This window comes from Mesorhizobium yinganensis (genome assembly GCF_040081985.1).
Classification (GTDB): domain Bacteria; phylum Pseudomonadota; class Alphaproteobacteria; order Rhizobiales; family Rhizobiaceae; genus Kumtagia; species Kumtagia yinganensis.
The window spans coordinates 161,202-186,966 of record NZ_JBEBMH010000011.1 but is presented as its reverse complement, the minus strand read 5'-3'; the positions used below and the strand labels follow the sequence as shown (position 1 = coordinate 186,966).

The following is a 25,765-nucleotide window of genomic DNA, read 5'->3' as shown; positions in this document are numbered from 1 at the left end:
ATAGTCCGGTTCGGCGCGAGATGTCGCGGATCGAAAGATGGTCTCGGTAGTGCCAGCGTCGGATGACGCTCAATAACTCCATGTCGATCACTCCGATGTCCCCCACACAATCCGTGTGGGAGGAGCTTCAAACATGGGTCAATTCTCGATGGAAAAACCTCCGTCGACTGGGTCACTTCTCAGTGGAAATCAACAGCCTGGGGTCGAGGGCCTTGGTGTAGGCATTTTTGAGGTGTCCGATGTGCCGAAACTGTCACAACAATTTAAGTCGAACGATTTCGTTCCGAACGTGGCCTGGATTGAGGCCGCACCAGCTTCCGCAAAACTAGCAAACGGTAGCTCTGCCTTTTGCAGAGAGCCAAATGTAGGTCTGCGACCAGGCCGATCCTGCGGGGATCTCTATTGGCTTGAGCCGATCAGACTTTAGTTTGCCTTCAGGCCGATCCTGAAAATTGCGCTCGATAAGCTGCTTACAGAAACGCTGTTTTGAAGATGGCCGACGTCAGCGGGAGGTGGAACAAAGCACGACTGGGGTCAATTGTGCTGGTGACGGCAATGAGTCGACGCGATCAGGGCCGGGAATACGGAAGACGATGTTGAGGTATGCGGTTCTTGGAATGGTGGTAGCGAGTGTTGCCGGGACGGCGATTTTCTTGGCTGCGTCGACGGGGCCAACGCTAGCGCAGGATTGGACCGCTTTCGGCTTCCGAAAAGCCGGCATCATCTTCACAGTGCCTCCGGGCTTCTCACTTGATCATATCGCTGAAGACGGCCAGGCCGCGACCTTTCTCGGTCCATTAGATGCGAGCCTTGTCGTTCGCGGCGACCACATTTTGGGTGGCAACTTCAAACAGCGCGTCGAAGCACTGATAGCTGATGACGCGCGGCGTGGGTGGAAAGTCACCTATCGCCGGCTCACCGAATCTTGGGCGAGCTACTCGGGCATCAAGGGTGGGATGATACGCTATGTGCGGGTCATTGTAACTTGCGACGATAGCGTTGGGGTCTTTGTGATGGATTATCGCCAAAGCCAAAAGCTGCCCTACGACCCGGTCGTCCTCAGAATGGTGAAATCATTAGCTTCGGAAGGGTGTTAGTTTAGCCGTGACCGGAACGGATTGAGCGCACCTGATGCCGCAATTGGGGGTAGACGCCACGAGATCTGGATTTCACTTGCCTAGTGCATCAAACCCGCCGCCCCGATAGCATCTTCGATAATCTTTTTGGGCCCGTGGGTTCCGTTGCTAGCGTCGCGGCCCTTCCGGAGCATCTGTCCCCTGGTCTAAAGTTGGCGCCAGCGATTGACGACCGGATGCACTTCGACTGAATGTTGCCGACGCGCTCCCCAACACGGAAAGCATGGTTATGGGCGTCGGCAGCGTTGGCTAGCGGTGAGTAGCATGCGAGGGGCCGATTGGCCCAACTACGCAGCCGAAAATCGAGCCGCCAACGTAAGGTTTTGACAGGTCGGATTTGACAACGGACTGCTGTTCCACCCACCACCGCTGTCCTTCACCAAACCAGCTCGCCGCCGGCTCCCCCAGCTCCGCCCTTGCCGAAAATTCCGCCGCCAATGTGAACTTTTGTGAACACGGCAGTAACACCCACCGGCTGCAGCGCTACGACCCCACGCCTGCCCTCCCCAAACCAGCACTCCGCCGCCGGTCCGCCCCGCTCCGCTGCCGAAATTCCCGCCGTCAACGTATGGCTTTGTCAGGCCGGCACTCACACCCAAACGCATGTTCCGCAGACCGAAACCACCACGGCACCACCTCTCGGCGCCGCGCTCCTTGGTGGCCGTTGTTCGGCACAGCGTCGGTGTCGTTGTCTCAAGTTCGTGGCTGGTGCCAACGTGCATTGCACCTCTCCTCCGATTGCTTTGGGGTTGGAAGCGGGCTGACAGCTTCCGATGAACGCTCAACGAGGTCGCCGCAGCATCGGGATGAGAGTGGGCGACGAACCGAACTGGATCGCGCCGAGCGGTTCGAAGCCGTGCCGCTGGTCGAATGATATGTTGCGCGGGTTCGAGGATTCCAAATAGGCCGGCGCGTGATCGCGGTCGCACTGCGCGAGTGCGTACGCCATCAAGGCATCGCCGTGACCTTCGCCCTGATGCGCCGGGTCGACGCCGATCAGTGGCAGGTACCAATGCGGTTCGGTCGGATGGTACGTGGCCATCTGCTCGAATATGGCCGCGGTTTCAGGGGCGAGAGAGGGTTCAACCGTGCTCTCGAGCACGGCGCCAAGCTCTTCCTCTTCGGAATGCACGCCGGGCGGCAGCCACAGCGCCGTGCCGGCGTAGCCGTCGGTACAAAAGGCGCTTCCGTTGGAGAATGCCTTGCGCCCGAACGCGCGGACCATTCGCGGCATTGCTGCAAGGTACGGGCTTGCATGCGGCCAGGTCCATCGCGCCATAGGGTCTGCTGCAAACGCCAGCATGATTATCCCGACTGCCGAATCTTCATCGGCTACGGTCATCACTCTCACCGCCGGTGATTTCACGCTGCCCTCCTGACGTAGGTGGTCCGATGAGGCGCCCGCGCCCGTTCTCAGCCACGCATCGTAACCCGGATGGAGCGGGAGCGATACCGGATGCTCTCGGCTCGGCCGGCGTCTCAGGATCGCTTGGCTGATCTCCGTCAAGATTATCCGCACCATTTCGATCAGCGAACAGCGGCGCGGGATCAGGCACCTGCGTCGTACCGGAGCCAGGTGCGGTCGCCGTGCTCGTAAGGCTGACGTTCACAGTGGCTCCGGTCATTAGCGGCGTGTTGCCGCGCGCATTCCATGTCGCGACGGCGTTGTCATCAAGTCCGGCGCCTCCCATCCCCATCCGAGGCCTGGCCTCGGACCCCGATCTAGCGGCTGGCCGGCGAAGGCGGGAGATGCCGCAACGCCGCGATCCGTCTCCTCGTTTCGCCCCCTTGCTCCTGCCGGACGTGCAGGAAAGGGTCGATACCATACACGCCGCGTACGCCACTCCCCACGCCCGGCGCGCCGGCCGATCCACTGGCATCAAGCGGAAGGGAGAGTGCTTCGAATGGCACGACCGACAGATGTTCTGTCATCCGTGGCCGTCCCTCATTTCTCGCAGAGTTTCCGTGTGCCGCGGTAGGGTTGGTACGTACAGTCGGAGGGGCGGAACGAACGATACGAGCGGGAGCAGGCGCGCACGTTGCACGCAACTGTTTCGCCCTCGACCGAAGCGGTCGCCGGGGCGGCGCCCTGTTCCGACGTTGGGGGCGTTGCCGACAACTCGGCCATCGCAGCCGTCATGAAATTTCTCCAGATTACCGCGGGCAGCTTCCCGCCTGTCACGTCCCGCATCGGCGAGCCATCATCGTTGCCGACCCACACGCCAGCGACCAGCGGCTCGGTGAAGCCGACAAACCAGGCGTCGCGGTGGTTCTGGCTGGTTCCCGTCTTGCCGGCTGCGAAACCGTCGAGCCGCGCTTCGCGCCCAGTGCCGCGCTCGACGACGAGGTTCAACAACCCAACGAGGTCGCTCTGCATCGCCTTCAGGCTGGTCTCAGGTTGCTTCGAAGGGCCGACACGGAAAGGCCGCTGTTGGTCGCTCTGGAACGAAACGATTCCCCACGGTTCGACAGGAGCGACGCCTGCCCGCACCGACGCGTAGGCGCCAGTGAGGTCGATCAGTGTCACCTCCGAAGCGCCAAGCGCCAGTGCTGGCGTCTCGGTGAGCTTGGCGTCGATGCCGAGTTCGCGGGCCGATGCCGCTACCTCGTCGATGCCCACTTCCTGCGCCAGGGCGACTGTCGCGGCGTTTAGCGAGCGCGCGAAGGCTTCTGCGATCGTCACTCTGCCATTGTATTCTCCGCCAAAATTCTCGGGCGACCAACCGTCGATATCCATTTTCTCGTCGATGACGCGGTCACGGGGCGTCTTGCCGGCCTTCAGCGCCGCGTGCAGCACGAATAGCTTGAACGTCGAGCCCGGCTGCCGCTCGGCCGTCGCGGCGCGATTGAACTCGCTGTCGTCATATTTGCGCCCGCCCACCATCGCCACCACCGCGCCCTCCGGGGTCATCGCCACCAGCGCCGCCTGCGACGCGCCTAGCGTCTCACCTTCGGCATCCATCGCCTTGGCGACGACCTCTTGGGCAATCGCCTGCAACCTTGGCATCATCGTCGTCCGCACCCGGATCGTGCCCCGGTAAGGCCCGGCGATCACGCGCGCCTCCTCCATCACCCAGTCGGCGAACCAGCTTCCAGCGCGCTCGGCAGGTCTTGTCGGCTTCAGCGCGGCGAATTCGGTCTTGGCGGCCGCCGCCTCGGCCGGGCCCAGCTTCCCATTCGCCACCATCGCATCAAGCACGATCGGCACGCGCGCTCGCGCACCCTCGGGATTGGTCAGCGGGCTGAGCTGAGATGGCGCGCGGATGAGGCCGGCGAGCATCGCCGACTCGCGTAGATCAAGTTCGCTTGGGTCCTTGTCGAAATAGACCCGCGCCGCCGCGGGTATCCCCGTCGCGCCGGCGCCGAGATAAATGTTGTTGAGGTAGCGCGTTAGGATTTCATCCTTGCCGAACTTGTTCTCCAGCCAAAGGGCAATGACGAATTCCTGGATCTTGCGTTTGTAGGTGCGGTCGCTTTCCAGATAGAGGATCTTGATCAATTGCTGGGTGATCGTGCTCCCTCCCTCGACCACCTGTCCGGCGACTAGGTTGCGGAAGAGCGCGCGCGCCATGCCCCGCAGATCAATGCCGAAATGCTCGTGGAAGCGGCGATCTTCCACCGACAACACGGCGTCGACCAGGTGCTGTGGAAACTGGTCGCGGGTGGCGTAGGCGCCCTGAAATGGCCCTTGCTGCACCAGCGGCTTGCCGTCCGCGCTCTCAAGAACCACCACGGGCTTCAGCGATCCTTCGGCTATTTCCTGCCACGGCACGTCGCGCAGCGCCCACCAGGTCGTGATGGCTGCGACCAGGATCCCACTGACGAGGACGGCTGCCGTCGCGGCCAGCGACGTTTTACGGCGGCCCGGAGACCGCGATTGCGGCGCAGGGCGAGTGCGAGCGTCATCGCCGCTCCGGCCCCTAAGGCGCGACACCCAGCCGCTGATGCCCCCTGCTGTCGCAATCAAATCCGAACCGAGACGCGAATAATCGGCCTCACGGACCCGCGTCGTTAGCCGCTCTGCGTGCCTGCGCAGCCGCTCGGCCTCTGCCCGCAAGCGATGTCCAGCCCGGCGCGAGGCCACTCCGAGGTCCTTACCGAGAGCCTGTCCCAATGAACGGGCGGCAGCGGCGCTTCGATGAAAGAGGGCACCCTGTTTCAAGTCGTCCGGACCTACAGGATCACCATCGCTCGCCGGCACGACCGGGTTGACGTCCGGGGGGGACAAATCCGACTTTAGGTCGCCAACGATTTGCGCCGCGATCCTGGTCCCACGCCGCTTTTTTCGCAACTCGCTACCGGCTTCTTCGTCCATTCCCCGCCTTCCAGCGTCGCCTCGATTGGGCGAGGGCCGGCAACGCGCCCAAGCGCCCGCCTGCGACACCATAATGGCGGGGATCATGGCTGGTTCCGCCGCTGCGCAAGAAGCCTCGCATGGCTCCGGCGCGGACGCGACCGCCGCCGGGTCGGCGTCAAAATGCGCTGGCACAATCTCTCGAACCGGTCCTGCTCCAGCGCCAGAAGAAAGTCGAGCAACCGGTCGCGCCGGTACTTCAGGATTGGCTTGGCGGAAGGAGCCGCCGCCTCTCCATCCCAGAATTGGAATTCGACTTTTCCGCAGACATTGTACGTCGGCAACGCACGTCTTGGCCGGGCCGTCTCCCAGAAGGCCATGATGGAGCGGCCTGGTCGAGACGGCGCCAGAGACTACCCTTTGGAGTTGTCCCTTAATCGACGAGGCCCGCTACCAACACGAACCGCCAAGCCTGGACCGCCTGCCTCGGATTAAGTGCTTGTACGGGAATAATACAATCGGCCGGAAGGCGGCAATTGGCCAATCCCAGATGCAGGGTCGGGGCAGTCATCTGCGGACGGACCGACCCTAGGTGTCATGTCGCGGTCGCAAACGGTCGAAGCTCTTTGCTACAAACAGAATAGGCGCGAGAACAAGCCGAACCGCCAATAGAAAGAACAGAGATAGCGCCGAGAAGGCCAGAAACACGCCCAGCCAAGCAGGCATCCCGATCTGTTCAGCAACCCATCCCGCTGCGGTGGCAACAAGCTGCGGACGGGTGATGGCCAGATAGGGTATCGCCACTACCGCGGCAACGCCCGACACCTTGGCGAATGCGGACAACGATCGCACCGCCCCTCCCCCGGCGCGCTGCAAAATGCCGAACTTCATTGAACCTCGTCCTACAATCGTTGCGGGCGCCTTGGCCACACGCAAGGATTTGACGGCAACTCCGATGCCCCCTGCGATCACGGTTGCGTCAAGAGCCGCCCAGCCAACCTCGCTCCATTTCGGCAGTCTTTCGCCGCGGGCGATCACTGTCTCAACATCGGAAATCCCGCCCAGGAACAGACTCTTGGCTCCCAGGACAGTTCGCGTGAATTGTTTGCGGACTGCAGTCCCATCGACGATCTCGAATTCCGACAGCATCTCGTGGCCGCGGGTCTTGAGTTCCTCAATAGCAATCAGCCCGTACTGCTCAGGAGTGAGCTCCGCGACGCCAAAGCCAATCGCCTCGCCGTTCCACAGGTGAGAAACGCCTTGCCCGATCGTCTCCTGCAGCAGGTACTGCGTGGACCCGTTGCGGACGAAATAGGTGACAACCGGCACGACAGGTGGGCCGAGCGTCTGAAAAACCTCGTTGAATGTTGGGTCGTTACCAAACGTAGTGAAGACCTTGGCCGCATCATCACCATATCGATGCGCCGCGTCATACCAAGCCAATCCGCCTTCAGCGCAGGCTGCAAGCAGCCATGACGCAGCCTCATCGATCGCCCGATCCGCAAGTGGACACCGCGAGTCCGCCGCAGTTAGCGTGTTCACCACAGCGGCCCTGACAATCGCCTCCTCCAGGTCGACAGGGCCACCGTCATGATGCCAGGTCAAGGTCAGGACCGCTGCGAGGACGAATGAAACAGCAACCCAATATCTCTTTCGCATGTAAGCCTCCAAACGGGCCTGAACCACGATGCGCGCCATTTGCTTGACCTATGTCGCTAGGCCGGACATTTGTTGGAAATTGGATCGACATCGTCATTGCGATGCCGACGCCTTGCCGCGCACCCGCATATCGGCATTGTCGAGCACGTCAGCGAACGCACGGATGGCCTGAAGGTCTTCCGGCTTGTCGCGGTACAGCCGTTCGGCGACCGCCGACGTGGCTGGATTGTCGAGGAAGGATTTCAGCCAATCGCCGCGCCACTGCCGCTCGCCGGACATGGCGCGCGTCGTGTTGTCGGTGCTCTGCGCCTGCGACTTCATCTTCTTCCAGAACGCCGCGCGCGCGCCCTCGACGGCAGCCGGCGCGTCGTTGACGAACGTCAGCAGTTCGTCGGCCGCCTTGGCGGGGTCTTTCGCCGACAGCACTTCGCTCATGGCGCGTTCGGCGTTGGCGTCGCTGAACTGCAGATAGCGCCCACTGCGCCGCGTCCCTTCTCGGAGTCTGGCGTTCCGAGCTCGCGCGTGGTGGCCGTCTCGCGGGCCGCAGCAATGGCCTCGGCACCGCGCGCCATGCCCGCCCGCTCGAACTCTTCCCGCAGGCCGGGGAAGCGCTGCAGCTGCTCGCCGTGCTCCTGGACAAAACGCTGGATGCGCTCAGGGCTGGCCGTGTTGGCGCGCGACAACCCTTCGTCGCAAATCGCGGCGCGCACGGCCGGCGTGTCGGCCTGTGCGAACAGCCGGTCCGTCGCCTGCGGATTTACGAACGCCTCCGCGACCTGATCGTCCCGCAGCATGGGCATTCGGCCCTCATTACGGGCGAGCGAGGCGGCCACGGGTCGCCCTGGCGGGTGAACGCTTCGGCCTGTTTTTTGAAGTCGGTACCAACACCCAAACGGCGATCTCGCGACACCGCGCCGATCCTTGCGGAGCCGCACTTCACCGGCCCTCTGGCCCAACTCCGCTGCCGACAATCCCGCCGCCAATGTACGGTTTTGTCAGGTCGGCACTAACACCCACCGGCGCCTCCGCAGCGCCGCACTCACCAAAAAGTCCCCTCACCAAACCAGCACTCCGCCGCCGGCTCGCCCAGTTCCGCCGTGCCGAAATCCCGCCGCCAATGTGTGGTTTTGTCAGGTCGGCACTAACACCCACCGGCGCCTCCGCAGCACCGCCCACCACGGCTGTCCCCTCGCCAAACCAACACGCCGCCGCCGCTCCCCCGCCCCGCTGCCGAGAATCGCGCCGCCAATGTGAGGTTTTGTGAGGTCGGCATTAACACCCAAACGGCATTCCGCAGCACCCCGCCCACCTCGGCTGTCCCCTCGCCAAACCAACACGCCGCCGCCGCTCGCCCCGCTCCGCTGTCGAGAATCGCGCCGCCAATGTGAGGTTTTGTGAGGCCGGCATTAACACCCACCGCCTCCTCCGCAGCACCGCCCACCACGGCTGTCCCCTCGCCAAACCAACACGCCGCCGCCGCTCCCCCCGCCCCGCTGCCGAGAATCGCGCCGCCAATGTTAACATTTGTCAGCTCGGCGCTAACACCCAAACGCCTATTTCACATCACCGCGCCGCCCGTTGTGAAGCCTCAGTATCAGTACTGTCTTCTTTGAATTCTTAGCTTATTGCCAACGTCCTAGTTGCCTCGCTTTCCGGTCACCTTGGGGCGGGAAGCTGTCAACTATCCGCCACGAGGACTGCCGCCTGAACATTCATTTCCCACGCACCGGTCGCCTCGATGTGGTTAGGCAAGGTGCGCTTTCTTGGTGCTTTGGCTGGGTGCGGCCGCCCCTGCTAAGGGACCCAAATCGCAACAAACTCCGGGGGCGGCTCGATTCAGAAATGACTATTTTGCCGTTGGAGAAAGTTGTGGACGAGATCAGCTACTTCGTCGGCGCTGGTGTCGAGCGCGAAATGTCCCGCGTCTAGAATTTGAACCTCGGCGTCGGGTACATCGCGCCGGTAGGCTTCTGGCTCTGATATGTCGAACGATGGGTCGTATCGGCCCCAAAGCACCAGCAGACGAGGCTTGTTCTCCTGCATCCACCGCTGCCACCTCGGATAAGCGGCTACGTTTTTGCGGTAATCGTAGAATAGCTCCGTCTGGATATCCGATTGTCCCGGCCGGCTGAGGAAGGCGAACTCGTCGGTCCAGAGGTCGGGATCGTAGCGCCCGATATCCGGATCGCTGCCGATATGACGGCGGCGAGTTGTCTCCAGCGACAGCAGGTTCCCGCGCAGCGCCGCCTCATGCGCTGCCCTGTCCGCCCAGAAGGCCCGCCGCGTAGCCCATATCTCGCCGAGGCCGGTGTCATGCGCGACCGCGTTCTGGATGATTAGCGATTGCGCCCGTTCGGGATGCGCCATCGCCATGCGGAACCCGACCGGGCCACCGTAGTCCTGCATGAACAGATTGTATTGCGGGATCGCGAGGAGCTCGGTGAAGCAGATCATCACTTCGGCGATATGGTCGAATGTGTAAGCAAATGCGCCAGGGTCAGGCGCGGCGCTGTGGCCGAAGCCGGGATAGTCGGGGGCGACCAGGCGATAGCGGTCCGAAAGGCGGTCCAGCAGAGGCTGGTACATGCGCGACGACGACGGCAGGCCATGAAGCAGCAAGATCACCGGTGCGCCGGCATCGCCCGCCTCGCGGTAGAAGATCGGAAGGCCGTCGACATCGACGGTGCGGTAGGCGGTTGGACGGCTCATCGGAACGACGCCTGGCTGACGTCGATGACAGCTTTGGCGAAGGCGTCCGGCGCTTCCTGCGGCAGGTTGTGGCCGATGCCGCCGGTGACGAGGCGGTGTTCGTATTTGCCCGAGAACATTTTTGCATAGGCCGCAGGCTCGGGATGCGGTGCGCCGTTGGCGTCACCTTCCAGCGTGATCGTCGGCACTCCGATGACGGGTGCCTTGGCGAGCCGCTTTTCCAGTTCGTCGTATTGCGGCTCGCCGTCCGCCAGCCCGAGCCGCCAGCGGTAGTTGTGCACCACGATGTCGACATGGTCCGGATTGTCGAATGCAACCGCGCTGCGCTCGAAGGTGGCGTCGTCGAATTTCCATTGCGGCGAGGCGAGCTGCCAGATCAGGCGGGCAAAATCGTGTGTGTATTTTTCGTAACCGGCGCTGCCGCGCTCGGTGGCGAAATAGTACTGGTACCACCATTGCAACTCGGCCTTGGGCGGCAGCGGCTGCTTGCCCGCCTGCTGGTTGCCGATCAGATAGCCGCTCACCGACACCATCGCCTTGCAGCGCTCCGGCCACAGCGCGGCGATGATGTTGGCGGTTCGGGCGCCCCAGTCGCAGCCGCCGATCGTCGCCTTGTCGATCTTGAGCGCGTCCATCAGCCCAACGATGTCGGCTGCTATGGCGGACTGCTGGCCGTCGCGCATTGTCTGGTCCAAGAGGAAGCGGGTCGTGCCGTAGCCTCGCAGATGGGGCACTATCACGCGAAAACCTTCCGCCGCAAGGAAGTGTGCGACGTCGGCGTAGGTGTGGATGTCGTAGGGCCATCCATGCAGCAGGATGACGGGCGCGCCGTCCGCCGGCCCTTCCTCCGCGTAGCCCACATTAAGCAGCCCCGCGTCGACCTGCTTGATTGGGCCGAACCCATTTGCCGTTGCCGAGGTCGGCCCCCCCGATGTCGCCTGGGCCGGCGGGGCCAAGCCGAATTCGGCAAACGCGAGACCGATTGCCGCCGCGCCGAGAATGTGACGGCGGCGCTCATCGATCCTGTCGGAAACATTGAAGCTGTTCATGGTTCTGCCTCTTCGTATGCAGCGTGTTTTGCGAGGTTGGCCGCCTGTCCATTTTCAGGAGACCAGTTGTTGACCGCCGTCGATGTCAAAAGTTGCGCCAGTCAGCGCGGTGTTGCTCATGATGTGGACGGCGAGCGCGGCGACATCGGTCGGCGTCACCACGCGCTGGATCGGCAGCGTGGCGCGCAGTTCGTCGCGGCGTTTGTGAAGGTTCTCGCCGAGCAAGGACGCCGACAGCGGAGTGTCGACGAAGCCTGCGGCGATCAGGTTGACACGAATTGGCGCCAGTTCCAGCGCGAGGTTGGCGATGAGGGCGGGAAGCGCGGCGGTAACCGTCGAGGCGATTGCGAGGCCCGGCCTCGGGCGGCGCGCGCCGGTGCCGCCCATGAATATCAGCGATCCGGTGACCTTGCCAGCCGCGCAGCGTGCGACGTTGATGGCGAGTAAAAGGTGTTCCGTGAGGTCCTGCCGCGCCTCGTCCGGTGGAATTTCGAGGGGAGCGCGGTAGCGGGGCGCGCCGGCGGTGACCATGACGTGGTCGATCGGCCCCGGCAGGTTCCGGAAGAACGACTCAAGGGCCGCGGAATCGTTGGCGTCGAAAACGGCTGTGCGATCCGCCTCGACCTCACGCGTGGCCTGATCGAGGCGGTCGCGATTGCGGCCGGTGATGATGACGGCGGCGCCCTCGGAGCGGGCTCGACGGGCAGTCTCCAGCCCGATCCCGGCGCTGCCGCCCACGACGACAACGGTCTGGCCAAGCAAATCAGGGTCGCGCCGAGTGGGTATCGCGCTGCTCATCTCTCCCTCCGATCAAGCTATCGTTTGCCAGCAGGTTCGATCACCGCGCCACCGGATGACGTGGCGGCGGCAAACCGCCGCCACGCGGGAAGTCTCAAAGCGGCAGTTCCTTGCCGGCATGTTCGGCGACCATGAATGCCGCGTACCAATCCGGCCAGTTCTCGTCATGCTTGCCGCCCTCACGCTTCTCGTGCTCGCCATGTGCGGCTGCCGCGCGGCGCAGCGCCGCTGCCAGGTCAGGGACCGAGGCAAAACTCGTATCGCCGTCGACACGCCCGGGGAAGCGCTGGGTGATTTCCTGGAGCAACCAGCCATTGCCGTCCGGATCCTTGAACGTGGCGAAGGAGACGTAGCTTCGGCCCTTCGGATCCCTACCGCCGATCGCCGGCTGTCCGGGACCGGCGCGATGGAACACGTCGCTGACATCGGCGCCGTGGCTTGCCAGCTCGGTGCGCGCCGCCTCGATGTCCGAAACGACCAGATAGTTTCCGCTCGCCGAACCGGGAGCAGCCGAGGTGATGCCGACGCCGAAGTGAACGGAGGCCGGCGAACCGGGAGGCGTGAACTGAACCACCCGGAAGCTGTCGCCGACCGGGAAGTCGGCATCCAGCCGCCAGCCCAGGCCGCCATAGAAGCGCTTGGCGCGGTCGACATCCGAAACCGGAATGACGGTCACTTCCAGCTTCATGTCCTGCGGCCGCGCTCCCTGGCCGACCGTGGCTTCAACGCGCGGATTGTCTGTAGTCATTGCTGCCTCCAAGGGTTTTGGGTTGATAATAATGCTTCGTCAGGCGGCGGCGGCCGTCCGGTATCGCGCCGGAGATTTGCTCAGCGAGATGTTCGGGATGAGCTTTTGGCGGGCCGCTTCATAGGCATTCCAGTCTGCTGCGTCCGGCAACGACGGGATGGTGACGAACTCTCCCTGGTCGAAGCCGGCAAGCGCCGCGTCGACCAGATCGTCGCCCTGCATGACCATCTTCACCGGCAACTGGCCGACAGAGCCGCCGGCGGCATCCCAGAAATTGGTCGCGGTCGCGCCTGGAAGGACAGTCTGGATGCGGATGTTCCGGTCGGCAAGCTCCTTGTAGAGCGACTGGCTGAAGGCCAGCACGAAGGCTTTCGTGCCGCCATAGACGCCGTTGAGGATTTCCGGCGCGACGGCGACGGCGGAGGAGACGTTGATGATCGTGCCGCCGCCACGCGCCACGAATGCCGGAACCACGGCATAGGTGAGCCGCATCAGCGCCGTCACGTTAAGGTCGATCATCGCCTCCATGTCGTCGACGTTCGATTCGAGCAGCGACACCAGCGCACCGACTCCGGCATTGTTGACCAGCATGGTGATGTTCGGATCGGTCGCCAGCAGCGTCTCGATGCGTTTCACGTCGGCCTTGTCGTTGAGATCGGCCGCGACCGCCTGGACAATGCGGCCCGTGGCGCGGGCGATGCGGTCGGCAACCTCCTGAAGTTTGCCGTGATTGCGGGCCACCAGGATGAGGTCGTAGCCGCGGCGCGCCAGTCGGTCGGCATAGATTGCCCCGATTCCCGAGGACGCTCCGGTCACCACCGCGACGCCTTTTTGCGAAATGGACATTGTCTTTCTCCTGTTCGACTGCGCCACAAACGGCGCGATGTTCGAGTTTGATTGTTAAAGTGAACGAAGCCGGAGCGGTGCTAGCCCCGGCCAAGAGTCTCCGTGTAGTGGCCGAGCCGGCTCTCGATCTCGCCGCTGGTCTGAAGTCCCAATTCCATGAGCTGCTTGATCCTGGACTGAGCCTCCGGCCGCTGGACGGACGTGATGAATGCATCCCAGCCGATGGCGATCTCCGGGTCCGAGGGCAAACTCGCGAAATCGACGAGCCGCTTGGTGTCCGAAATGGCCTGGCGGTCGAATGTTGCGATGCGCATGGCCAGAACATCGACGAAAGCGTCGAGCTCATCTTCCGGAAGCGCACGGTTGACGTAACCGTATCTCTCGGCCAACTCGCCGCCGATATCGTCGGCGCCCAGCAGAACCTCCAGAGCGCGGCCACGGCCCATCAATCTCGGCAAGCGGGCCATCGGCCCACCGCCCGGCACGAGTGCGGCGCCGACTTCCCATTGGGAGAGGATCGCGTTTTCCCGGCTGGCGAACCGCATGTCGCTTGCCAGTGCGAGTTCGCTGCCGACGCCCGTCGCCCTTCCCCGGATCATCGCGATCGACACGACCGGAGCACGGGACAGCCGGACCAGCATGTCGGGAAGCGGATGCAGCCCGGTGGGGCCGGAAGGCAGGCTCGTGGATTCCGACAGGGGTGGCGTGAAATTGTAGTGTGTAAGGAAAAAGCCGGGGATCGCGCTGTCGAAGACGACGACCTTGAGCTCCGGATCGTTTTCGATCGCGGTGACCACCGCGTTGAGCTGCGGTATGGTTTCCGGCCCGAAGATGTTGAAGGGCGGGTTGTCGAAGGTGACTCGCCAATAGGCCGGGGTGTGGCGTTCAACGCGAATCTGCCTTGCCGACGATGCCGGCCGAGACGCGACGCGGGGTGCGTTTTCGGGCGGGAGCGGGCTTCCTGTGGTCTCGGCCGCCAGACTTGCTGCTTCGTAGTTCATGATCGTTCTCCTCACCGGAATGCGCCATGGGCGCGTTTGCTCGCGCGGGCCGGCCGAACGATGCGGCCCGCTGTTTCAGATCGTCAGGACTGCAAGCCGCCGGTGATTGGCTAGATTTGCTGGCGCAGCGGCCGGAAGGCGGCCCGCAGCTCCTCGGAGAAGAGCGTCGGCTGCTCCCAGGCGGCGAAGTGGCCGCCCTTGGCGGGCCTGTTGTAGTGGATCAGCTTCGGATAGGCCTTTTCCGCCCAGCTCTGCGGGGCCTGATAGATCTCATCCGGGAATGCGCTGACCGCGACCGGGATCTTGATTCCGCGCGGATCGAAGAAGCCGCCCGACGGGAAATGCGCGTTGTCCCAGTAGAGCCGCGCCGAGGAGATCGCGGTATTGGTCAGCCAGTACAGCGTGACGTTGTTGATAACGTCGTCCATGCTCAGCCCCTCCGGCTGCCCGTCGAACACGCGGGCGATCATCTGGTAGCTGCGGATGTCGTGGTCGAGCATCCAGGCGGCTAGGCCGACCGGCGAGTCCACGATGCCGTACAGTGTTTGCGGCCGGTTGTTCATCTCGATCGCGTAGCCCAGCCCGTTCTTGTAGAAATCGTCGAGCTGTTCATAGGCACGCTTCTCGTCCGCCGAGAGGCCGGCCGGCATCGGGCCACCTGCTGCCAGCGCCTTGGAGATATCGGCCGGGACCGTGGCGGCCATGTTGGTGTGGATGCCAAGCAGACCGGGCGGCTCCTGCAAGGCCATCTGTTCGGATACGGCATTGCCCCAGTCGCCGCCCTGCGCGACATATTTCGTATAGCCGAGGCGTTGCATCAGTGCCGCCCATGCCTTGGCGATGCGGACGGGGGTCCATCCCGGCGCCGAGGGCTTGCCGGAAAAACCGTAGCCTGGCAGCGACGGGATCACCACGTGAAAAGCGTCCGCCTCACTGCCGCCATCCGCGGTCGGGTTGGTCAGAGGCTCGATGATTTTCATCTGCTCGATGATGGAGCCGGGCCAGCCATGCGTCACGATGATCGGCAGGGCATTCTCATGCTGCGAGCGGACGTGGATGAAGTGGATGTCCAGTCCGTCGATCTCGGTGATGAACTGCGGCAGGGCGTTGAGCCGCGCTTCCATTTTTCGCCAGTCGTAGTCGGTTGCCCAATGCTTGGCGAGTTTTTGCGCCGTCGCGGTCTGCACGCCTTGCGAGCTGTCTGTGACGGTTTCGTTGTCCGGCCAGCGGGTCGCCGCCACGCGCCGACGCAAATCGTCGAGTTGCTCCTGCGGGAAACTGACGCTGAAGGGACGGATCGATGGGACCGCGGCCGCCCGGAGTGCGCCGGGAACGAGGCTGATAGCCGCTGCGGCGGCGCCGGTGAGGAGCAGTTCGCGCCGCGTTGTGGAAAGGGAGAGTGCAGACATGTCGTCCTCCTGTGCCGAACCGGCCGTCATTGGCGGTTCCGTCTGGTTTTCGATGGCTGCGGGCGACTTCTGCCCGACGGGAAAAACCTAGGCGCGATGCGGTCCGGGGTCGAATTAAGCTCCGTGAGGAAATCTGAAATATTCTGAAGCGATCTGGCGGCGACGCGCAGATGCCTCTCGATATGCCCTGACAAAGACAATCGGCCATTGTGCTCGCGGACAGGCTGGTGCTTAACTGGGAAGTCACAATTCTCAACAGCGAGATCGGCATCGCATTGGGGCAGATCGAAGCACGCGTGTTTGAATCCCGTGGATGGGAAGTCGATCTCGCGAAGCGAGAGTTGCGTGCCCATGGCGTGGCAGTCCCGATTGGCAGCCGCGCCTTCGAGATTATCGAGACGCTCGTTGAATCCGGCGGGGAACTGGTGACCAAGGACGATGTGATGAGGCGGGTGTGGCCCGGCCTCGTTGTGGAGGACAATACCGTCCAGGTCCATATCGCCGCGATCCGTAAGGCCCTGGGCGAGGATCGCGGCCTGCTGAAGACCGTTTCCGGCCGTGGCTATCGCCTCCTGGGACGCTGGACCACCCGGCAGGAAAGCTCGCCAACGCCGCCGGACATGCAGGGCCTGGTGCGTTACGAGGTGCATCCATTCCTGACCAACGTTCCGGTGGCTGCATCGGCTCTCGTGGGGCGGGAAACGGCGGTCCAGCAGTTGCGCGACCTCGTTTCCGCCTATCGCGTGGTGACGCTGACGGGGCCGGGCGGCATCGGCAAGACCGTGCTGGCGGCCGAGGTGGCGCGCAGGCTGTTCCCAATTCTGGCAAGCGACGTGCTATTGGCGGAGCTGGTTTCCCTCGCGGATCCCGATCTTGTGCCTTCGACGATCGCCCAGGTCCTCAATCTGCAACTGCATGGCGAGAAGGTATCGCCGCAGGCGGTGGCCCGGGCGGTCGGCGGCAGAAAAATACTGTTGGTCCTCGACAATTGCGAGCATGTCATCGACGCCGCAGCCACGATGGCGGAGGTCCTCGTCAGCCAGTGCCCGAATGTATCGGTGCTTGCAACAAGCAGGGAGTTGCTTCGCATCGAGGGCGAGTTCGCCTATCGCGTGCCGCCTCTGGAGACCCCGGCCGAGGAGCTTGAGGAGCATGACGACCTTCTGCAACACAGCGCAGTGTTGCTTTTCGTCACGCGGACGCGCTCCTTGCGGTCAGATTTCCGGCCGGAGGGCGACAATGTCCCGGCGATCGCCGCCATTTGCCGCCAACTCGACGGCATTCCACTGGCGATCGAGTTCGCGGCCGCCAGGGCGGCGACACTCGGCATCCAGCAAGTCGCGGGGCGTCTCGACGACCGTTTCGCGCTGCTCACCGGCGGTCGCCGCACGGCGCTGCCACGGCACCAGACATTGCGCGCGACTTTGGACTGGAGCTACGAACTGCTGCCCGAGGCGGAACGGCGGCTCCTTCGGCATCTCGCCATCTTCCCGGCAGGGTTCACGCTCGAAGCAGCGACGGCCGTAATGTCCGAAACGGAATCGCTGGTCGCTCTCGGCATATCGAATCTGGTCTCCAAATCTCTGGCAACATTGGACGGATCTGAGAGCATGCCCCGCTGGCGCCTGCTCGAGACGGTTCGGGTGTATTCCCATGAGAAACTGGCCGACAGCGGCGAGCACGGGCAGGCCCTGAGGCGGCTCGCGGAGTTCTGTCTGGCGCTGTTTGCTCCTTTCTCAAAAGAAGATGGCCTTCAGGGAGCAATCGACGATCTCGGACGCTATAACCGGGAAGTCGACACTCTTCGCTCTGCGCTGAACTGGACGTTGTCTTCCGTCGGCGACAAAGCTTTGGGCGTCGATCTTGCCGCCACGGCAAGTGATTTCTGGATCGCGTCGTCGCTCGCCACGGAGTGCTGCGACTGGGCTGAAAAAGCACTGGCGCAAACAGGAGCGGTCGGGACGCGCAGCGAAATGATCCTGCGATGCAGTCTGGGCATCGCTCTCATCTACACTCAGGGAATGAGCCCCCGCGCCCGCGAGGTGCTTATGCGCACCCTCGAATTGGCGCGGCGTCTCGAGGATTCAGAATATCAACAACGCGCGACCTGTGGTCTTTGGCTGTTTTCCGCCCGTTCGATGGCTCTCAAGGACGCATTGGCCTTTGCCCGCGACTATGAGGAAGCCGTAAAGGGCGGTGATCTTCAATCCAGGGCGACCGCCGCCTGGCTGCGCGGCGTACCTCAGACCTATCTGGCCGATCACGGACAAGCCAGTGAGCGCTTGCGATGGGCGATCGATCACTATTCCGTGGCGAGCCGGCGCCGCGACATGATCAGGCTTGGAGGCGACCCGCGCTCTTCGTCTCTCGCTCACCGCACGGTTACTTTGCTCTCACAAGGATTTCTGGAGGCCGCATCCCGCGAATCGCACGATGCTATCGACGAAGCGCGCGGCACGCACCAGCCAACCCTGCTTTGCGTCGCTCTGGCTTGGGCGGCCGGCTTTGTTTCCCTGAGTCTCGGGGAATGGGGCCAGGCCGGTGACTACGGCGAGGAGCTTGTCGCCACGGCGTACAAACATTCATTACGTCCCTTTTATGCCGCGGGAACCTGCATAAAGGGCAGCCTTTTGGCCCGAACTCCCTCGCCTGTGGCCGGAGTGGATCCGCTTCGTTCCGGTCTCGCCGAGATGAAGGAAGCTAAGTATCTGCTGTTTTTCCCCTTTTTTCGCACCGAACTCGCGGCCGTCCTTGGAGCGGTGGGGCGGATCGAAGAGAGTCTATATGAGATCGATGAAGCGCTACGGTTTGCGTATGAGACCGATTACCGCTGGTATGTGCCCGAAATGTTGAGGACCAAAGCCGAGTTGCTGGAACGAAACGGCGCTAGCGACCTGGGCACGGTTGAAAGTTTATATCGCCGATCGATGAATCAGGCAGCGGAGCAACAGGCGCTTTTTTGGGAGCTTTCGGCAGCGACAGGGCTGGCAGAGTTCCTCGTGGGGCATGGCAGAGAACATGAGGCGCTTGCGATCCTTGCACCAATATACGGCCGCTTGACGGAGGGTTTTTCCGCCTCGCGGGTGCAACGGGCCAAGTCATTGCTCGGCCAATTGGATTAGGTTGCACGACGCTCTCGCGTTTCTGGGCGCCGGCCAGAATGCCGGCTCGGCGGCTAATGCTGAAGTTTCCGTGCGGCTTCGGCGATCACGGCCGCCACTTCCTTCGGGTGGGATTCATAAACCGAGTGGCTGGCGCCTTTTATCTCGGTGGTGTGGCTCTTCGCCCGGGCGTAGTACCAGCGTTCGAGATCGGGATTGATGATCTGGTCGTTCCCGGCGACGATTCCCCAGCTCGGCTTCGTCTTCCACGCCGCCGCGGTCAGCGGTGTGGTGAAGACGCTCGCCGCCGCCAGAACCTGGGAGCGCGCCACGAACTCCGCCCGGTCTCGCGGCAGATCAGGCGCGAAGAGTTTCGGAAATTCCGCAGGGTCGAGATAGGTGTATCCGTCCGGCGTTTTCTCGATGGCCCCTTCTGTTTTTGTGAGCACGCTCGGCGTCTTCTTGCCCAGCGCACCCTCGTCTTCGCCGACATCGGGGGCGTGCGCGGCCACATAGACGAGGCCGGCGACGTTCGGATGAACCCCGGCCTCGGTGATGATCGAGCCGCCATAGCTATGGCCGACGAGAAGCGTGGGGCCGTCCTGCATGTCGAGGACGCGCTTGGCGGCCGCAACGTCATCCTGAAACGAAGTTTCGGGCTCCTGCACTATGCTAACATGAAAGCCCTCTCTGACGAGAATCTCATAGACCGGCTTCCAGCCCGAGGCGTCGACCCAGGCGCCATGGACCAGCACGATGTTCTTGAGCGGCTCGGCACGTGCCGGGATGGTTGTCGAGGCGAGGGAGAGCGCGGCCGCGATGGCCAGGCCGGCTTTGAAAAACGTCATGGCGAGTGCTCCTTGGTTGCTGGTCGAACCTTATATGCTGTAGCCAATCGAAGTATTCTTTCGAACTAAACTGTTTTCGACTTCGCACGCTTCCGAACCGGGATAGCCGCGAGCAGATGCTTCTCTTGACCTCCGGTCATGCCGCTTCGATCGCTTGGGCCGGCAAGGTGTGGGACACCTTTCTCCGGCAGCGGCGCGCCCGGTCCACAGGGGGCCGCCATGCGAGGTCAAAACCGGATCATAGGCACGCAACGGATCGGCGGGCGGGCACCCGGCCATACACGCCAATCGGAACGTACTGATAGCTGTTCATCAAGGCGCTGGATTTTGGGCAGCGGCGCTGTGGAATTCACAATTGAAGATATAGTGGTGTGCGATTCGGAGCGGCATGGTGACGTTCGGATGAAAACAACGCAGTCCGTCGCGCGGGGCGCGCCCGGCATCGCCGCGCGCTGGACTTCGAGCGCCAAGAGCGGCGTCGGTACTGCGCTTTCACCAGCCTGCCGGGTATGGTTCACGCTCAGCCACGGCATTCTCAACGAAGTTTATTACCCACATGTCGATCATGCCTGCACTCGTGACCTGGGGCTGATCGTCTGTGGTGCGGCAGGCTATTTCTCGGAAGAGAAGCGGCACGCCGAGCATGCCGTTGATATGTTCGAGGATGGCGTACCGGCTTATCTCCTCACCAACACGGCGATCGACGGCGCCTATAGGATCGAGAAACGAATTCTCGTCGATCCGGCGCGGCCGACCGTGCTGCAGGAAATCAGCTTCAACGTCCTGAAGGGACAGGTCAGCGACTACCGGGTCTATGCCTTGCTGGCGCCCCACCTGGTTAATTCAGGCGCCGGCAACACGGCCTGGATCGGAGACTACAAGGGGCAACAGATGTTGTTTGCAACGGGGACGGGGGGCGTGTCGCTGGCGCTCGCCTCATCCGTGCCGTGGGTATCCAGTTCCGTGGGCTATGTCGGGTTTTCCGACGGCTGGCAGCAACTCAAATCGGCGGGGCGTCTCGACCCAGACTGTCAGCGTGCCGAAGACGGCAATGTCGCTCTCACCGGCGAGATCGGTTTTTCGGCGGACGAAACGCGTGCCGTTCTGGCGCTCGCCTTCGGTCCGAGCCCGCAGGAGGCCGCCTATAATGCGCGAGCCAGCCTGATGGCTGGCTTCGACCCGGCCGCCAAATGGTACGTCGCCGGGTGGCGCGACTGGCAGCAGACCTTGCTCGGGCTCGACCGCAAGGGAGCGTCCGGGCTGAACGGCTACCGCATCAGCACGGCGGTCCTGGCGACGCACCGTCCGCTTGGATTTCCGGGTCCAGCCGTGGCGAGCCTTTCGATCCCCTGGGGTTTCAGCAAGGGCGACGAGGATCTTGGCGGCTATCATCTGGTGTGGCCGCGGGATCTCGTCGAAACGGCTGGTGGTTTTCTAGCCTCCGGCGCCGGCGCCGATGCGCTGCAAATACTCGCTTATCTCCGCACGATCCAGGAGGCGGATGGTCACTGGCCGCAAAACGCGTGGCTGGATGGCACGGCCTATTGGGACGGCATCCAGATGGACGAATGCGCCTTTCCCATCCTGCTGGCGGATGCGCTTATTCGCGAGCGCCAACTGCCGCTTGAGAGGATGCAAACTTTCACGCCGATGATCGAGCGTGCAGCGTCGTTCCTGGTACGCAAGGGCCCGGTTACCGGGGAGGACAGGTGGGAGGAGGACGCAGGCTACAGCCCGTTCACGCTTGCCGTCGAGATTGCCGCGCTGCTTGCTTCGGCGGATATACTCGACACATGCGGCATGACCGACGCTGCGTGCTACCTGCGTGAGACCGCCGATTCCTGGAACGAGCAGATCGAGCGCTGGACCTATGTGAGCGGCACCGACGCATGCGGACGGCATGGCGTGAACGGCTATTATGTCCGCATAGCACCGCCGGATGTTGCCGATGCGGCTTCACCCAAGGACGGATTTGTGCCGATCAAGAACCGGTCGCCCGATGAGACCGATCAGCCGGCGCGGGCGATCATCAGCCCAGATGCATTGGCCCTTGTCCGGTTCGGTCTGAGAGCCGCCGATGATCCGCGCATTGTGGATACAGTCACGGTCATCGACGCCGAACTGCGCTGCGACCTGCCGCAAGGTCCGGTCTGGTATCGGTATACTGGGGACGGCTATGGCGAGCACGCCGATGGCGCACCTTTCGACGGTGTAGGCCAAGGCAGGCCGTGGCCGCTGCTCGTCGGCGAGCGCGCGCATTACGAACTGGCCGCTGGGCGGATCGACAAGGCGCGGGCCTTACTGGCGACATTGGAGGGCAGCGCAGGCGCCGGCGGCCTGCTTCCCGAACAGGTTTGGGACGGCGAGGACATGGCCGATCGTGAGCTGTTTCGCGGCGGCCCGACTGGCAGCGCCATGCCGCTGGTTTGGGCTCATTCAGAGCACATCAAGCTGTTGCGCTCGCTCCGCGACGGCAAGGTTTTCGACATGCCGCTTCAAGGCGTCGAACGCTACATCAAGGGCAAGACCGGCTCGTCCATCAGGTCATGGCGGTTCAACAACAAGATCCGCTCTATTCCATCCGGCAAGACCTTGCGGGTGGAAGTGCTGGCCGCCGCGCTCGTGCACTGGAGCATAGATGACGGGAAAACCTATCAGGACCGCGAGACCAGCCAGAACGCGTTCGGCGTTCATGTCGCCGATCTTCCCGTCGACGGCATGAAGCCGGGCGGAAGCATTGTCTTCACATTCTTCTGGCATGAGGCAGAACGCTGGGAGAATGCCGAATTCACCATTGAAATCGTGGCGAGAGACATTGGCTAAGCCGGCCTGCCTTCGGCTATGCTTGCCGCTATCTCAGCAAGCCAACGGTGGGCAAGGGCGGGAATATACCAAGGGATATGTCGATCATGATGGACGGGCGATGCGATGCGCTGGTGCTGTTCGGGGCGACGGGCGACCTTGCGCACAAAAAGATATTCCCGGCGCTGTATTCAATGGTCGCCCGGGGCACGTTGAGCGAACCGGTCGTCGGCGTGGCGCTGGACGCCTGGGACGTCGCGCAGCTCCAGGCGCGCGCCAAGGATGGCATCGCCAAGGCAATCGGTAACGTCGACGAAGCCGTGTTCGCCAAACTTGCGGCGCTGTTGCGCTATGTCAGCGGCGACTATCGCAACCAAGCCACTTTTGACCGGCTTAAAGACACCCTCGGCTCGTGCCGGCATCCGCTTTACTATCTCGCCATTCCGCCGAGCATGTTCGAGCCGGTCGTCCAAGGACTGGAACAATCCGGCGGCTCAGACGGCGGCCGGCTGATGGTCGAAAAACCGTTCGGGCGCGATCTTCAGTCGGCGCGGTGGCTGAACCGGGTGCTGCAGATCGCCTTCGAGGAGAAATCGATCTTCCGCATTGATCACTATCTCGGCAAGGAAGCCATCCAGAACCTGCTCTATTTCCGCTTCGCAAACTCGTTCCTCGAGCCGATCTGGAACCGGAACTATGTGGAGAGCGTCCAGATCACCATGGCCGAGGATTTCGGCGTCCAGGGGCGCGGGCGCTTCTATGACGAAGTCGGCTGCATCCGTGACGTGATCGAAAACCATCTCCTCAACATTCTGCTTCTGTTGGCGATGGAGCCTCCGGCCGGCCGCTCCGCCGACGATCTGATCGACGAGAAGGTGCAGGTGCTGAAGGCGATCCGGACGCTGACGCCCGCGGACGTGGTGCGCGGCCAGTTTGCCGGCTACCTGCAGGAGCCCGGCGTCGCGCCAGCGTCCACCGTCGAGACATTCGCCGCTGTGCGCTTTTTCGTGGACACGTGGCGTTGGCGCGACGTGCCGTTCTTCATCAGGGCAGGGAAGTGCCTGCCCGTCCACGTCACCGAGGTGGTGGTTCGGCTGAAGCGGCCGCCGATCAACGTGTTCGATGAGATCAAGGACGGCCATTCGAACTATGTCCGCTTCCGCATCGCCCCCGAAATGCTGATCGGCATCGGCGCGCGACGCAAAGCGGCGGGCGACGAGATGCTGGGCGAGCAGGTGGAACTCGCGGCGGTCGACGACGATGTCGGGGACATGGAGCCATATGAGCGGCTGATCGGCGACGCCATGAACGGCAACGCCCAGCTCTTCACGCGGCGGGACGCCAGCGAGATCGCGTGGCGCATCGTCGGTCCCGTGCTCGACAACAAGTCGCCGCCAGCCATCTATGAACCCGGGACCTGGGGGCCGGCTGGCGCCTCGGACGCGCTGACGCCGCCGAACGGTTGGATCGATCCCGAACAATAAGGTGAGTGGAGACAAGCAGGTGAGCACGCCTTCGAAGGCTGAAGATAGCCATGCTGAACAGGTTATTCTGGCCGTCGACATCGGCGGCTCACACGTAAAGACCTTACTGAGTTCGGGTGGAGAGGAACGGAAGTCGAAGTCCGGGCCGGACATGAGCGCGCAACGGATGACCGAGAAGGTCAGGGCGCTGGCGGACGGTCTTCACTTCGATGTCGTTTCGATCGGTTATCCGGGCCCCGTCCACCACAACAAGCCTCTCATAGAGCCGGCCAATCTCGGGAGGGGCTGGGTCGGTTTCGATTTCGCCGCGAGCTTTGGCAAGCCGTCAAAGGTCGTCAACGATGCGCTGATGCAGGCTATCGGCAGCTACCAAGGCGGACGCATGCTGTTCCTGGGGCTCGGTACGGGTCTCGGCGCGGCAATGATCGTCGATGATGTCGCCCAGCCAATGGAGCTTGCGCACCTTCCCTACAAAAAGGGCCGTAGTTTCGAGGACTATGTGGGCGAGCGCGGTCTGGAAAAACACGGTCCGGACAAATGGAAGAAATATGTCTTCGACGTCGTAAGCAAGCTGCGCGCCGCGATGGAGCCGGACTACGTTGTCATCGGCGGCGGCAATGTCGAGAAACTTGATCAGTTGCCTGCCGAATGCCGGCGCGGCGACAATCGAAATGCGTTCGAGGGCGGTTTTCGGCTCTGGAAGAACAAATCGCTCAGGTTCTGAACGTTTCATGACGGCAAAGAATATCGTTTTGCATGATTTGCTTAAGCCCGTCAGCCTGTCCAGCAGGCCGAATTCCCAACAGTGCGTGGAAGAGGCTTGCGCCGGCTCCTGATTAACGGGTGGCGTCCGAGGCGTTTGCGCCGGCTTCGCCCTGCGGCCATGCAGTTGGTAGTCGGCCGCAGGCTTGTTGTTGGACGGGTTGCCACTTCAGCGACGGTTGAAATGGGCATCGAACGAAAGGGCACCGGCACCGGCAATGGCCAGCACAAACATGCCCCCGGCTATGGCGAGATCCTTTTCGAAGTGCAGCAACTCGTTCTGGTTGGCGAAGTTCGTGTGGAACATCGTTGCCGTTGCCAGGCAAAACAGCCCCAGCGCGATCGCGCCGAAGCGCGTCAGGAGTCCCAAGCCGATCGAAAGCCCCGCCCCGATCTGCAGGGCGATAACGGCAATGACAAGCGGAAGGCTGATGCCCAACTGGGCCATCGTCTGCACGACACGGCCAAAGTGGAGGGTGAGCGCGAAACCTTCATGGACGAAGATCAGCGCAAGCAGAAATCGGCCTGCCAGCAAGCCGATATCGGCGAGGCGCACTCTCGAAATCCTGAGGGTGCTCGAAAAATTTTGAACTGTCATGATCTACCCCAGATCTGTGGAGGATGGGCAGGCGCCAAAGCGCCTGCCCATGGTCTCACTTGGTCGCGTTGGCGTTGATCGCTTTTTGCAGGTCTTCGAGTTCGTCGCAGCCGCCGGGACAAAGCTGTTGCAGTGACGCCAACTGCATCTGGGCATTTTTCATGTCGCCGGTTTCGACATAAAGTTCACCCAGATACTCGTGCGCCGCCTTGAAGTCCGGCCTGAGTTCGAGGGCCTTCTGATAGTAGGTGAGCGACGTCTGGTAGTCGCCGGTCTGTCGCAACGTGAAGCCCAGCAGATTGTAGACGTCGGGCTGCTGGACATCCTGCGCTAGGTCGCGAAGCTCGGTCAGGGCCCCTTGATAGTCCTTGGCGTCGATCTTCGCCCTGACCGAGGTCAGGTCGGGCGCATCGGACGATTCCAGGTCGTCCACCGCGTAGGCGGGCAGGGGAGCCACCGCCGAGGCGGCCGCTAGAAGCGCTACGGCGCTGAGAAGTCCGAAAAGCTTTGTCATGATCTTT

20 protein-coding genes are annotated in these 25,765 nt (G+C 62.8%); 5 read left to right on the top strand and 15 right to left on the bottom strand.

Annotated features, from left to right (window positions below):
* Positions 1–593: 593 nt before the first annotated feature.
* A complete protein-coding gene (locus tag ABMA59_RS20725) occupies positions 594–1,097 on the top strand; it encodes a hypothetical protein (RefSeq protein WP_349007280.1) in 504 nt (167 codons plus the stop codon).
* A gap of 820 nt (positions 1,098–1,917) precedes the next feature.
* Here the strand turns inward: ABMA59_RS20725 and ABMA59_RS20720 are convergent.
* The 12 genes from ABMA59_RS20720 to ABMA59_RS20665 all read right to left on the bottom strand — a co-directional run bounded on the left by ABMA59_RS20720 (position 1,918) and on the right by ABMA59_RS20665 (position 15,649).
* Positions 1,918–2,502 (bottom strand): GNAT family N-acetyltransferase, encoded by a 585-nt coding sequence (locus tag ABMA59_RS20720; protein WP_349007279.1) that lies wholly within the window; start codon positions 2,500–2,502, stop codon positions 1,918–1,920.
* A gap of 579 nt (positions 2,503–3,081) precedes the next feature.
* The gene (locus ABMA59_RS20715) at positions 3,082–5,337 is read right to left on the bottom strand and encodes a PBP1A family penicillin-binding protein (protein WP_349007292.1); all 2,256 of its coding nucleotides are present in this window, start codon (positions 5,335–5,337) and stop codon (positions 3,082–3,084) included.
* A gap of 681 nt (positions 5,338–6,018) precedes the next feature.
* The gene (locus ABMA59_RS20710) at positions 6,019–7,128 is read right to left on the bottom strand and encodes a hypothetical protein (protein ID WP_349007278.1); all 1,110 of its coding nucleotides are present in this window, start codon (positions 7,126–7,128) and stop codon (positions 6,019–6,021) included.
* Between the two features lie 54 nt (positions 7,129–7,182).
* Complete coding sequence (locus ABMA59_RS20705; RefSeq protein ID WP_349007277.1) at positions 7,183–7,524, bottom strand: hypothetical protein; 342 nt, start codon at positions 7,522–7,524, stop codon at positions 7,183–7,185.
* Complete coding sequence (locus tag ABMA59_RS20700) at positions 7,521–7,889, bottom strand: hypothetical protein (RefSeq protein ID WP_349007276.1); 369 nt, start codon at positions 7,887–7,889, stop codon at positions 7,521–7,523. Before ABMA59_RS20700 ends, ABMA59_RS20705 begins: the two co-directional genes overlap by 4 nt.
* A gap of 1,036 nt (positions 7,890–8,925) precedes the next feature.
* Positions 8,926–9,798 carry an alpha/beta fold hydrolase gene (locus ABMA59_RS20695; protein ID WP_349007275.1) on the bottom strand — a complete coding sequence of 291 codons (873 nt, stop codon included), beginning with the start codon at positions 9,796–9,798 and terminating at the stop codon, positions 8,926–8,928.
* Positions 9,795–10,847 carry an alpha/beta fold hydrolase gene (locus tag ABMA59_RS20690; RefSeq protein WP_349007274.1) on the bottom strand — a complete coding sequence of 351 codons (1,053 nt, stop codon included), beginning with the start codon at positions 10,845–10,847 and terminating at the stop codon, positions 9,795–9,797. The genes ABMA59_RS20695 and ABMA59_RS20690 overlap by 4 nt, the downstream gene beginning before the upstream one ends.
* A 54-nt stretch (positions 10,848–10,901) precedes the next feature.
* Positions 10,902–11,645, bottom strand: coding sequence for an SDR family oxidoreductase (locus tag ABMA59_RS20685; RefSeq protein ID WP_349007273.1), 744 nt, complete (start codon positions 11,643–11,645; stop codon positions 10,902–10,904).
* A 94-nt stretch (positions 11,646–11,739) separates the two neighbouring features.
* Positions 11,740–12,393: a VOC family protein gene (locus ABMA59_RS20680; RefSeq protein WP_349007272.1), complete on the bottom strand. Its 654-nt coding sequence runs from the start codon at positions 12,391–12,393 to the stop codon at positions 11,740–11,742.
* A gap of 39 nt (positions 12,394–12,432) precedes the next feature.
* Entirely contained in the window at positions 12,433–13,239 is an 807-nt protein-coding gene (locus ABMA59_RS20675) for an SDR family NAD(P)-dependent oxidoreductase (protein WP_349007271.1), read from the bottom strand.
* Positions 13,240–13,319: 80 nt separating this feature from the next.
* The gene (locus ABMA59_RS20670; protein WP_349007270.1) at positions 13,320–14,240 is read right to left on the bottom strand and encodes an enoyl-CoA hydratase/isomerase family protein; all 921 of its coding nucleotides are present in this window, start codon (positions 14,238–14,240) and stop codon (positions 13,320–13,322) included.
* Between the two features lie 110 nt (positions 14,241–14,350).
* Positions 14,351–15,649, bottom strand: a complete 1,299-nt coding sequence (locus ABMA59_RS20665; RefSeq protein ID WP_349007269.1) for an epoxide hydrolase family protein — start codon at positions 15,647–15,649, stop codon at positions 14,351–14,353.
* Between the two features lie 275 nt (positions 15,650–15,924).
* Here ABMA59_RS20665 and ABMA59_RS20660 point away from each other — a divergent pair, with 275 nt between their 5' ends.
* Positions 15,925–18,771, top strand: coding sequence for an ATP-binding protein (locus ABMA59_RS20660; protein WP_349007291.1), 2,847 nt, complete (start codon positions 15,925–15,927; stop codon positions 18,769–18,771).
* Positions 18,772–18,824: 53 nt separating this feature from the next.
* Here ABMA59_RS20660 and ABMA59_RS20655 read toward each other — a convergent pair whose 3' ends face one another.
* Positions 18,825–19,598, bottom strand: coding sequence for an alpha/beta hydrolase (locus ABMA59_RS20655; protein ID WP_349007268.1), 774 nt, complete (start codon positions 19,596–19,598; stop codon positions 18,825–18,827).
* 402 nt (positions 19,599–20,000) lie between these two features.
* Between ABMA59_RS20655 and ABMA59_RS20650 the strand changes: the two genes are divergently transcribed.
* The 3 genes from ABMA59_RS20650 (at position 20,001) to ABMA59_RS20640 (ending at position 24,608) form a co-directional block, all read left to right on the top strand.
* Positions 20,001–22,421, top strand: coding sequence for a glucan 1,4-alpha-glucosidase (locus ABMA59_RS20650; RefSeq protein WP_349007267.1), 2,421 nt, complete (start codon positions 20,001–20,003; stop codon positions 22,419–22,421).
* 86 nt (positions 22,422–22,507) lie between these two features.
* A complete protein-coding gene (gene zwf / locus ABMA59_RS20645; protein ID WP_349007266.1) occupies positions 22,508–23,884 on the top strand; it encodes a glucose-6-phosphate dehydrogenase in 1,377 nt (458 codons plus the stop codon).
* Between the two features lie 19 nt (positions 23,885–23,903).
* On the top strand, positions 23,904–24,608 hold the full coding sequence (locus ABMA59_RS20640) for an ROK family protein (RefSeq protein ID WP_349007265.1): 705 nt from the start codon (positions 23,904–23,906) through the stop codon (positions 24,606–24,608).
* Positions 24,609–24,815: 207 nt separating this feature from the next.
* Here the strand turns inward: ABMA59_RS20640 and ABMA59_RS20635 are convergent, their stop codons facing one another.
* Positions 24,816–25,244: a DoxX family protein gene (locus ABMA59_RS20635; protein WP_349007264.1), complete on the bottom strand. Its 429-nt coding sequence runs from the start codon at positions 25,242–25,244 to the stop codon at positions 24,816–24,818.
* 55 nt (positions 25,245–25,299) lie between these two features.
* Complete coding sequence (locus ABMA59_RS20630; protein ID WP_349007263.1) at positions 25,300–25,758, bottom strand: tetratricopeptide repeat protein; 459 nt, start codon at positions 25,756–25,758, stop codon at positions 25,300–25,302.
* Between the last annotated feature and the right edge of the window lie 7 nt (positions 25,759–25,765).

What these genes read in the sequence shown, in the direction of transcription:
- ABMA59_RS20665 (WP_349007269.1), bottom strand. Translation starts at nt 15,649, where the DNA reads ATGTCTGCACTCTCCCTTTCCACAACGCGGCGCGAACTGCTCCTCACC.
- ABMA59_RS20710 (WP_349007278.1), bottom strand. Translation starts at nt 7,128, where the DNA reads ATGGCGCGCATCGTGGTTCAGGCCCGTTTGGAGGCTTACATGCGAAAG.
- ABMA59_RS20630 (WP_349007263.1), bottom strand. Translation starts at nt 25,758, where the DNA reads ATGACAAAGCTTTTCGGACTTCTCAGCGCCGTAGCGCTTCTAGCGGCC.
- ABMA59_RS20725 (WP_349007280.1), top strand. Translation starts at nt 594, where the DNA reads ATGTTGAGGTATGCGGTTCTTGGAATGGTGGTAGCGAGTGTTGCCGGG.
- ABMA59_RS20700 (WP_349007276.1), bottom strand. Translation starts at nt 7,889, where the DNA reads ATGCCCATGCTGCGGGACGATCAGGTCGCGGAGGCGTTCGTAAATCCG.
- ABMA59_RS20655 (WP_349007268.1), bottom strand. Translation starts at nt 19,598, where the DNA reads ATGACGTTTTTCAAAGCCGGCCTGGCCATCGCGGCCGCGCTCTCCCTC.
- ABMA59_RS20670 (WP_349007270.1), bottom strand. Translation starts at nt 14,240, where the DNA reads ATGAACTACGAAGCAGCAAGTCTGGCGGCCGAGACCACAGGAAGCCCG.
- ABMA59_RS20705 (WP_349007277.1), bottom strand. Translation starts at nt 7,524, where the DNA reads ATGAGCGAAGTGCTGTCGGCGAAAGACCCCGCCAAGGCGGCCGACGAA.
- ABMA59_RS20680 (WP_349007272.1), bottom strand. Translation starts at nt 12,393, where the DNA reads ATGACTACAGACAATCCGCGCGTTGAAGCCACGGTCGGCCAGGGAGCG.
- ABMA59_RS20635 (WP_349007264.1), bottom strand. Translation starts at nt 25,244, where the DNA reads ATGACAGTTCAAAATTTTTCGAGCACCCTCAGGATTTCGAGAGTGCGC.
- ABMA59_RS20695 (WP_349007275.1), bottom strand. Translation starts at nt 9,798, where the DNA reads ATGAGCCGTCCAACCGCCTACCGCACCGTCGATGTCGACGGCCTTCCG.
- ABMA59_RS20690 (WP_349007274.1), bottom strand. Translation starts at nt 10,847, where the DNA reads ATGAACAGCTTCAATGTTTCCGACAGGATCGATGAGCGCCGCCGTCAC.
- ABMA59_RS20675 (WP_349007271.1), bottom strand. Translation starts at nt 13,239, where the DNA reads ATGTCCATTTCGCAAAAAGGCGTCGCGGTGGTGACCGGAGCGTCCTCG.
- zwf (WP_349007266.1), top strand. Translation starts at nt 22,508, where the DNA reads ATGATGGACGGGCGATGCGATGCGCTGGTGCTGTTCGGGGCGACGGGC.
- ABMA59_RS20685 (WP_349007273.1), bottom strand. Translation starts at nt 11,645, where the DNA reads ATGAGCAGCGCGATACCCACTCGGCGCGACCCTGATTTGCTTGGCCAG.
- ABMA59_RS20650 (WP_349007267.1), top strand. Translation starts at nt 20,001, where the DNA reads ATGAAAACAACGCAGTCCGTCGCGCGGGGCGCGCCCGGCATCGCCGCG.